The sequence below is a fragment of the Bradyrhizobium sp. genome (genome assembly GCF_049581145.1).
Taxonomy (GTDB): Bacteria; Pseudomonadota; Alphaproteobacteria; order Rhizobiales; family Xanthobacteraceae; genus Bradyrhizobium.
The window spans coordinates 1-9,186 of sequence record NZ_JBAURI010000028.1 but is presented as its reverse complement, the minus strand read 5'-3'; the positions used below and the strand labels follow the sequence as shown (position 1 = coordinate 9,186).

Below are 9,186 nucleotides of genomic sequence, written 5' to 3'. Positions count from 1 at the left end.
AGCGGGCGCCACGGCGCATCGGCTGGCGCCTTTGCCAGCATGCCGCGCCAGATTGCGGCAGCATCGGCATTGCGGCCGTCCTGCTCCGCCGACAACCCGACGAAATAATTCGCTTTTGCCGCGTCGGCATCGAGCGCAAGTGCCCGCTCAAACTCTGCCTTGGCCTCGGCGGTGACGACACCACCGGCGGCAGCAACCATGACCTCGCCGAGATCGGCGCGGCGATCGGCGTTCTCGCCGGCGTAAGTGATGGCGTTGCGATAGGCGCGAATCGCGTCATCGTAACGACCGAGCCGCGCCAACACCGGCGCCAGCACGCTCCAGCCCCGGCCATCGGTCGGGCTCTTTTCCAGATGCTGCTCGACCTGGGCCACCAGCGCGTCGACCGGTTGCGAGCTGTCCGGCCGAGCCAGCCGCGCGGCAAGCGGAAAATCGCCCAGCCGCGGCGACCCGAGCGGCAAGTAGATCGCAAGCGCCACGACCGGCAGCCCGATCATCGACACCAGCGCGGCCGAACGACGCAGCCTGACGTTCGATGGCATGGAAGGCTTGCGCTCCTGCTCGGCGGCGGCGAGCAGCCGGCGGCTGATCTCGACGCGCGCGGCGTCCGCCTCGGCAGGTCCAATCAGGCCCACGGCGGCATCGCGATCGATCTCGGCGAGCTGGTCCTTGTAGACCGACGTCTCGCTGCCATCGCGCGGCTGGCGGCCGGAGAGCCCCAGCGGCAGCAGCACGGCGAAGATCGCCGCGGCCGTCATCAGCGCGAACACAAACCACAATGTCATCAGGCGAGTTCCGGCAGCGCGCACAAGGGCTTCAAGATGCCGCTTTACACCACGGCGGCGGAGCCCGGCAATTGCCAAATCGTCGGCCGGCCCCGGCCTGCGCGAGCCTGGAAAGTCTCAGGATAACAAATCGTTAGTCTGGCTTGTTCAGTTGATCTGAAACTCCGCGCTGTGCGCCACGTCGTCGCCATGCACGTTCAGGGCCTTGAGGAAATAGGTTCCCGGCTTGATCTGGTTTGGCAGGCGGATCCGCAGCGTTCCGCTCGGCAGCGGCGACGCAATGGTTGTCACCGGATCGGATAATTGCTGGCCGCTGCCCTTGTCGACCAGCACGACCCTCGCCTTGACCATCAGGTTCCGATAGGTCGCGGCGATGACGCGGTTCTCGAGTTCAACAAAATTGACGACGGAATTCATGCAGCAATTAGCAACCGGTTTTTATATTGTGAAAGGTACGTATCTACCCGGCGAACGTCAACCGGAAATTGCAATCAGTGCGGAAGCTGCTGCTTTCTTCAACCGGTCCGTGACGATTTGCGCTCGCCGGTGAGCGCATTTTCGACCGCTCTGCTCATCAGCGACGCGTAATCGTGACCAAACAACACTTCACAGAAACGCACGGCGGCCGCAGCCTGCATCTGACGGTAAGCGCGTGCCTTGATGTCGCCACCGCGAAGCGATTGCACCAGCGCCTCGGTCGCGTGCTCGACATATTGCTGCAGATCCGAGTAGGTCCGCAACGTGACCTCATTGATGGCAAGCTCGCTGGCATAGGTCCGGCAAACCGCGACGAAATCGATCAGCGCCACGACCTCATCGACTTCGGTGCCGTCGATCCCGGCGCCGACGGGAATATCCTTGTCGGCACGCTGCCGCAGGATGCGGCGTACGCGGCCGGGCACGCTGTCGAGTTCCGCCTGCACCGCGTTGGAAATGTCGGCCCTGATCGACGCCAGCTGCTTGCCCCAGGTGGAGTCGTTGCGCAGGTCGAGTTCGGTTCGCAGACCCCGTATCCCGTCATGCAGGATCTTGAGATTGTCGCCGACGTTGGCGAAGTGGGCGCGCCTGATGTCGATCCGCAGCGTCGAGGCGAGGCAGAACAGGTCGTGCAGCGCGATCGTGACCGCGATGCCGTAGGGTGTCGCCGCGACGCGGATTTCGTCGTCGGAGGCGGCCAGCTTGGTGGCGATGCGAATGATCTGCCACGGCGCCACGAGTCGCTGCGTGACCAGCGTGAGCGCGAACGGCAACAGCTGCGGCGTCTGCAGCGTCGGAACGTTGAGCGCTTCGCAGACCGACGCGATCTGGGAGTCGCCGAATACGCGCATATAGCTTGGAATCCGGGAGGCGAATCCATCCAGGGCCTCGCGGGCATGCAAGACCGATCCGATCGGCAAAAGATCCTCGATCACATTGGGCGGACCGACGCGGGCCAGCGTACGCTGCTTGTCGCCGCCGACCGGCGATGTGATCTTGAAGATCGCGTCGGCCGCGGCCGCCTGCAGCTTGCGGACGGCGATCTCGAGCTCCTTGGAGATTCCGGATTCGCCGGAGCTCTCGTAGGCCGCTTCATATTCGCGTATCTGCTCGGGAGTGCCGTCCCGGGCCAGCCACTGCCACACCGGCATCAGCGAGTCGCGGCGGATCTGGCCGGGGCGCAACGGCGTGCTGCCCTCGACGAGAAACGGTTCGAGCGGACGATAAAGCAGCCGGGCCGCTTCGCCGGTGCGCCGGCGTCCATCGTCATCTGTGCCGGGTTCTTTTGTGCCGGATGCGGCTTTCGGCGAAGGCTCGACCGAGGTCGGGCCACGCGCGACCTTGCGCAGCGCGTCGAGCACGAGGCTGGCCACAGCGGTGTCCTCCCCGCGTTCGATCGCGCGCTCGAACTCCCGCATCAGCAACGCCTGCGCCTGCGGCGGAAGCTGTCCGAGATAGTCCTTCAGCCGCTCTTTCGATGTCTGGCTCATGCGCCCGGCAATGCTGATCTTTGGGAATTCAAAGCGCGACTGCACCCCAACATAAAGGCGACCGCGTTAAGAAGACCTTTAGGAAGTTCGCCGCCGGCGACAACTGGAGCGTTTTCCGATCATGTTGAATCGGAAAACGCTCCAGTCGTCCTTTATCGGTCGCATTCTTACGGAAAGCCGATGTCACCTTTCCGGAAAATGCTCTGCTAGACGCCAGGCAGCAGCAGTTCCGCCCGCAGGCCTCCAATCGGCGCATCGGCGAGCGCAAGGCTCCCCCCGTACAATCCCGCGAGATCGACCACGATCGACAATCCGAGGCCCGACCCCGGCTTCGACTCGTCGAGCCGTTGACCGCGACGCGAGGCCTGCGCGCGCTCGGCCGCCGGCAGCCCGCGGCCGTCATCATCGACGATGATCCGCAGCATCGGCGTCGCGCCGGGTTTGGCCGGGCGTTCCACCAAGACCTCGATGAACACCCGCGAGGACGCCCATTTGCAGGCGTTGTCCACCAGATTGCCGACCATCTCCTCGAGGTCCTGCCGTTCGCCGCGAAACCTTGCCGAGGCATCGGCCTTGAGGCCGATGGCGATGCCCCGGTCGCGATGGATCTTTTCCATGGTTCGCCGCAACGCCTCGATCGCGGGCGCGACCTCCGTCACCGTCCCGACGATGGTGACGCGCGCGGCGATGCGGGCGCGCTCCAGATGATGCGTCACCTGGTCGCGCATCAATTCGGCCTGTTCGAGAACCTTGTTGGCAAAGGGATCGGTGCGATGGGCGGACGCCTCGTTGAAGATCACCGACAGCGGCGTCTTGATGGCGTGGGCGAGATTGCCGACATGGGTACGCGCGCGCTCGACGATTTCCCGATTGGCATCGATCAGCGCGTTGGTCTCGCGCGCCAGCGGCGCGATCTCCACCGGAAAGACACCCTCCAGCCGTTCGGCCCGGCCGGAGCGAATATCGGCGATCGATTCAGAGATGCGCTTCAAGGGCGCAAGGCCGAAGCGGACCTGGAAGATCGTGGTCAGGAGCAGCACAATGCCGAGCGCGGCAAAAGTACCGCCCAGATAGTAGTCGAAGCTGCGCGTTTCGTCGAAAATCTCCGAGGCGTCGCCGGCGACGCTGACCAGAAACTTGCCGTCGGCGCCGAGATCGACCGGCCGCTCCACCATGCGCAGGCTCTCGCCCTCCGGACCGTCGACATAAGCCACGCGGATTCCGGCCGCGGTGAGCTCCGTGCCGCGATCTTCCAGCTTCGGCAGCTTCTTGTCCCACAGCGAGCGCGAGGCACGTACCTCCGGCTTGTCGGAGTCGGTGCGGGTGATCTGCCAGTACCAGCCGGACAGCGGCAATTCGAACAAGGGCTCGCCGAGCGACTGGAACTGGTGGTCGGGCGGCTCCTCCGGGGTCGCGACTTCGGCGATCAGGGTGCGGAGATAGAGATTGAGCCTGCGGTCGAAGGCGCGCTCGGTCGCGTCCCGATAGACCGAGGACAGCACGAAGCCGGTAATGACCAGGATCACCACCACCCAGGAGGTCGCGGACAGAAATAGCCGGGTGGCGAGCGAGTTACGGCGCATCCGTCAATTATGCACCTGCAGGCGGCGGCGTCAGCAAATAACCCAATCCCCGGACGGTCTGGATGATATCGACCTCGAGTTTTTTCCGAATCCGGCCGACAAATACCTCAATCGTATTGGAGTCGCGGTCGAAGTCCTGATCGTAGAGATGTTCGACCAGTTCGGTGCGCGACACTACGCGCCCGGTATGATGCATCAGGTAGGCCAGGAGCCGGTATTCATGCGACGTCATCTTGATCGGATTGCCGGCCACGCTGACGCGGCCGGTGCGGGTATCCAGCGACACCGGTCCGCAGGTCAATTCACTCTGCGCATGCCCGGCGGATCGGCGCAACAGCGCCCGGATGCGCGCCAGGATCTCTTCCAGGTGAAAGGGCTTTGCAACGTAATCGTCGGCACCGGCATCGAAGCCCTGAACCTTGTCACTCCAGCGGTCGCGCGCGGTGAGGATCAGGACCGGCATGACGCGGCCGTTGCGGCGCCATGCTTCAAGCACGGAGATACCATCCATCTTCGGCAGGCCGATATCGAGGACGACCGCGTCGTATGGCTCGCTGTCGCCGAGAAAATGCCCCTCCTCACCATCGAAAGCACGGTCGACCACATATCCGGCATCGCTCAACGCGGTGGTGAGTTGACGATTGAGATCCGGATCGTCCTCAACGACGAGCAGGCGCACGTTTCCCTCCAAAGATGAACTGCACGATATGCGCTTTCAGATGACCCCGCGCGGCGTGAACCGTCCATGAACGCCGGGAACGACGCAATGTTATTTTTTTTCACAATGGCCCGCGGCTTTGAAATTCGAACCCTTCAGCCGGCTTCGAAACAGGCCTAAACACTTACGAGGGCGCCATCGCTCCAACGGGCTGCCCGCAAATTCTAAGCACTATTGCAAAGGATCGGAAGCCCCGAAGACGGCCCCTGGCGGCAATAAACCGGGTCGTTCTCGCAATGAAAATGCGCGCAGCGGAAAATGCGCGCAGTGATGGCGACGCCTGCTGCGGCCGCAGCCGGCCGCCGGCCCCCCGACCGGCTCAAGTGCGAAAGAACACGAACCAGACCACGCCCAAAATCAGAACGGCGAGCCCCGTCGAGACCGTCAGCAGCGCCAGAACCGAAGGTCCGCGCTCCCCCTGACGTGCTTCCGTCGCGGTTTCGACGATCTGGTGATCTCTGGTTGTTGCCATGATGCCCTCATTCGCTTGCGGTGATGCGCCAAGGCCCCACCCACTCCTCGCCGCCAACTCACCAAGGCAACGCCGCATCGCGGATGATGTTCCGGGTCGTTCCCGCCGCGACCTGGAGCCGGGACTTGGAGCCGGCGCACGGCTCGAAAGGGGTCGTGACCCGGCGGGCGAATTGCGCGTCGGAAGGCCGGCAAATGCCCGCTGGCGTGCAACCCTTGGCGGTTAACGCCGTTAGCAGAAACCTCCTTCCGCCCGCCCATCTTCCGCTTGTGTTCTTCTTGTCTTGGGGGCGGCCGATGCTATCGTCGATGGTCGTCCACCTGTTGCGTCCCGGAGTTTTGCCATGGCCCCCCGCGCCAACTGGAAAGGCTTTCTGCGTCTTTCGCTCGTGACCTGTCCGGTCGCGCTGTACCCGGCGACATCGGACGCCGAGAAGGTGTCCTTCAACCAGATCAACCGCAAGACCGGCCATCGCATCAAATACGCCAAGGTCGATGCCGACACCGGCGAGGAAGTCGCCTCCGAAGACATCGTCAAGGGCTACAAGGTCGACACCGACACCTATATCGAGGTGACCAAGGACGAACTCGATGACCTCGCGCTGGAATCCACCCACACCATCGAGATCGACGAGTTCGTGCCGCGGACCGACATCGACAGCCGCTATTTGATCCGGCCCTATTATCTCGTGCCCGACGGCAAGGTCGGTCATGACGCTTTCGCCGTGATCCGCGAAACCATCCGCAGCATGAACAAGGTCGCGATCGGCCGCGTGGTGCTGACCAACCGCGAACACATCATCGCGCTCGAGCCGCTCGACAAGGGGCTGATGGGGACGCTGCTGCGCTACCCGTACGAGGTACGCAGCGAGAAGGAGTATTTCGACGACATCCAGGATGTGAAGGTCACCAAGGACATGCTGGATCTCGCCAGGCACATCGTGGAAAAGAAATCCGGCGACTTCGAGCCTGAGAACTTCGAGGATCACTACGAGGCCGCGCTGATCGATCTGATCAACAAGAAGCGCGCCGGCGTGCGCATCGCCGCGAAGGCCGCGCCGAAAACCGGCGGCAACGTCATCAACCTGATGGACGCGTTGAAGCGCAGTCTCGCTACGGAAAAGCAGGCCACTCCGGCCGCGGCAAAGCCCAAGAAGACGAAGAAGCGTATCGAGGGCCAGCGCGAGATGCTGCTGCCGATCTCAGGCAAGCGGGCCAAGGAAGAACCGAGGAAGGAAGTACCGAAGAAGGCCGAAAAGCCGGTGCGCGCGCCGGCCCGATCGAAGAAGGCGAGCTAGGCTCGACGACCGGATTTGGGATTATTTGATCGACGAACTGATCGAGGCGAAATTACCACTGAGCGAAGTGCCGATACCGTTGACGGCGGCGATAATTACGATCGAAAGGCCAACCGCAATCAGGCAATACTCGATCGCGGTCGCGCCAGACTGATCCGCCAGGAATTTACCAATCAACCGCCGCATGAAAAACTCCCGCCGGCTTGCAGCGGGATTCTCCCGCATTAATACCGCCGCAATCTAGAGTTGGTCGGTCGCCAGCCGATTAACGAACACGCTGAATAATTCATTAATTCATTGCGTCAGGCGTTGAACGCGTCATGCAACGCCATGGCCTCGCGGGTGCATATCCGCGCTCTTGCATGCCCCGCGCGGTTCGGCGGCTCCCGGTCAAAACATGGTTTAGATCAAAAGGGTTTCGGCCAAAGCAGCTAATCGGCTTTCATCGCCCCGCCTGCCGGCCCACGCCATGAACGCCGCCGATACGTCCCTCCCGCAGCTCCCGATCGGTTTATAAGGACAACAACCTGATCAAAAGAGTTTGCGAATGGCCCGCGCGTGTGACGTTTCACGCGGCCTGGGCCGAAAGGGCTGAGCAAGCATTGTGATCCCCATCACAGTGCGAATGAAGCGCGCGACCTACACCTCGGACCAGCCAATTGCGGTGTCCACAAGAAGCGCGGAATGAATATGAATAGCAACGAAGCCACAACGAGCACCGAAACCAAGCGTGATCGCGAGCTGACGCTCGACGACCTCGAGGCTGCATCGGGCGGCATCGGAAACGTCATCGCCACCACCTATAATCGCGGTGACGGAAACGGTGAAGCCGCATTTTACGCCGGCCTCTGCATCGGCCTTATGGGCTTCTGATCACTACCCAAGGTCGCCAGGCAAGCCCAACGTCCCATGCGGGCGATCAGGTGCGAGGAGAGCAACCATGCTCAATATTGAAACGACAGGGCCGATGACGATCCATTTGACCGATGCCGAATTGGAGGCTGTCAGTGGCGGTGGGCCTTGCATGCTTTGACCTAAAGCTGGTTCTTATTTCGTCCGTGCACACAAGGCGGGTGTGATGGATCCGTGCCTTCAACGAATCCGCTGTAAATGAAGGTAGAAAGAGGTCGCTTCTGTTGACGGCCTCACAAATCGCCGCGGCTGCGTTCTCGCGGGGCGAGGCCGGAAAACCCACCAGCAAATTCAAGCGGCAGACCTATGACGCGAAAGGCCCAGCTCAGAAGGGCAAGGGCGTTGCGCGGGTATTTCCACCCCCTCCAAGGTCAGCCTTGCCAAGCATCGCCGTACCGTGCCGCGCTTGCACGATATCGTGCTCCGGTGGCCGGTGGTCTCCCTTGATCACCGGACCATGCAAAGTGATCGCGCTCACACGACAGCGCGGCGACGGTCTAGGCGGTGCGTGATGAGCATCACGGTGCCTATCAATTTGCGGGGCTATTTTTTGAATTACAGATCGAGGGATCGTCCCTCGCGAAACCAACTGGAGAAAGCGATGATCAGCAAAAGCACAATCGACGCCTTGGGCGAAGCCGAACTCAACCTCGTCGCGGGTGGAGTTAGGGACAATCCGTGGTCAGATTATATGAACCAGCAGGCGGCAGCCGCGAACAAGGCGGAGGGCACGGTTGGCGGGGCAATCGGTGGTCCGCTGATGAGCGGCGGATCGCATGGCGGCGGAGTTCCGCTAGATTACTGATGCTGCAACCCCTACCCGAAGACCGTCCTCGGGCGGTCTTTTGTTTGCTCCGCGCGCCATCGCCATACCGGTCGAGACCTCGACTTACTGTTGCGTCCGCTCCCCCCTGGGGTTTCAGCCGTCCCGATAGCAGTCCTGTTGCGGTTCCCCGTGCTTGCTGTTCTGTCGCAGATCGGCGGCATCCTTCTGATGATCGGTCGGCGGGCTGCGGTCCAATCACCGTCTATTCTCTCCACAACACAGCAACGAAATGCCATTCACGGGCAGTTCAGCCGGGAGTTTTCGACCTCGGCAACGGAGCGATTGCACTGGCGCAGCCGTGCGGCCGCTCGGGGCTGCCGCGCGAGAAATATGTCGAGCAGTGCGAGCAAGCAACATTTGATTCTCTCGACCAGGCGGCCCTAACAAGCTTTCGGGCCATCCATGGCCAATGTCGCCGGAAGCGGAATCGATTCATCGCGCTTTCGATCGTTTGAGTGACGCATGTAGACCACAACGCAGATCGCGCGGCGTCCCCCGCGCAGATCGCCTAGAGTTGCCTTCGGATTGCCTCTAATATACCCATTGTCTTGTCGATGACCTGCAGCGCTTCCTGGGTCTTGCCGAGCCCCAGTGGGTATTTCGAGCATTGGTCCGAGACCTGCACC

The 9,186-nt window shown here is 62.2% G+C and carries 10 protein-coding genes; 3 read left to right on the top strand and 7 right to left on the bottom strand.

Annotation, left to right across the window (positions count from 1 at the left end; translation table 11 throughout):
- From ccmI to WCB02_RS00840, 6 genes are all read right to left on the bottom strand, one after another.
- Window positions 1-785 (bottom strand): c-type cytochrome biogenesis protein CcmI (gene ccmI / locus WCB02_RS00865; RefSeq protein ID WP_423955300.1); only part of this gene is annotated, 785 nt, incomplete at its 3' end.
- Between the two features lie 147 nt (window positions 786-932).
- Window positions 933-1,202, bottom strand: a complete 270-nt coding sequence (locus WCB02_RS00860; RefSeq protein WP_423955298.1) for a hypothetical protein — start codon at window positions 1,200-1,202, stop codon at window positions 933-935.
- 98 nt (window positions 1,203-1,300) lie between these two features.
- Entirely contained in the window at window positions 1,301-2,752 is a 1,452-nt protein-coding gene (locus WCB02_RS00855) for a hypothetical protein (protein ID WP_423955296.1), read from the bottom strand.
- Between the two features lie 206 nt (window positions 2,753-2,958).
- Window positions 2,959-4,335: an ATP-binding protein gene (locus WCB02_RS00850; RefSeq protein ID WP_423955294.1), complete on the bottom strand. Its 1,377-nt coding sequence runs from the start codon at window positions 4,333-4,335 to the stop codon at window positions 2,959-2,961.
- Window positions 4,336-4,342: 7 nt separating this feature from the next.
- The gene (locus WCB02_RS00845; protein ID WP_423955292.1) at window positions 4,343-5,014 is read right to left on the bottom strand and encodes a response regulator transcription factor; all 672 of its coding nucleotides are present in this window, start codon (window positions 5,012-5,014) and stop codon (window positions 4,343-4,345) included.
- A gap of 358 nt (window positions 5,015-5,372) precedes the next feature.
- Window positions 5,373-5,525, bottom strand: coding sequence for a hypothetical protein (locus WCB02_RS00840; protein ID WP_423955290.1), 153 nt, complete (start codon window positions 5,523-5,525; stop codon window positions 5,373-5,375).
- 343 nt (window positions 5,526-5,868) lie between these two features.
- Here WCB02_RS00840 and WCB02_RS00835 point away from each other — a divergent pair, with 343 nt between their 5' ends.
- Window positions 5,869-6,822, top strand: a complete 954-nt coding sequence (locus WCB02_RS00835; RefSeq protein ID WP_423955287.1) for a Ku protein — start codon at window positions 5,869-5,871, stop codon at window positions 6,820-6,822.
- A 21-nt stretch (window positions 6,823-6,843) separates the two neighbouring features.
- Here WCB02_RS00835 and WCB02_RS00830 read toward each other — a convergent pair whose 3' ends face one another.
- Entirely contained in the window at window positions 6,844-7,008 is a 165-nt protein-coding gene (locus WCB02_RS00830) for a Flp family type IVb pilin (protein ID WP_423955284.1), read from the bottom strand.
- 498 nt (window positions 7,009-7,506) lie between these two features.
- On the opposite strand from WCB02_RS00830, the gene WCB02_RS00825 reads away from it, so the two are divergent.
- Complete coding sequence (locus WCB02_RS00825) at window positions 7,507-7,695, top strand: hypothetical protein (RefSeq protein WP_423955282.1); 189 nt, start codon at window positions 7,507-7,509, stop codon at window positions 7,693-7,695.
- Between the two features lie 550 nt (window positions 7,696-8,245).
- Window positions 8,246-8,539 (top strand): hypothetical protein, encoded by a 294-nt coding sequence (locus WCB02_RS00820; protein WP_423955280.1) that lies wholly within the window; start codon window positions 8,246-8,248, stop codon window positions 8,537-8,539.
- Window positions 8,540-9,186 lie beyond the last annotated feature (647 nt).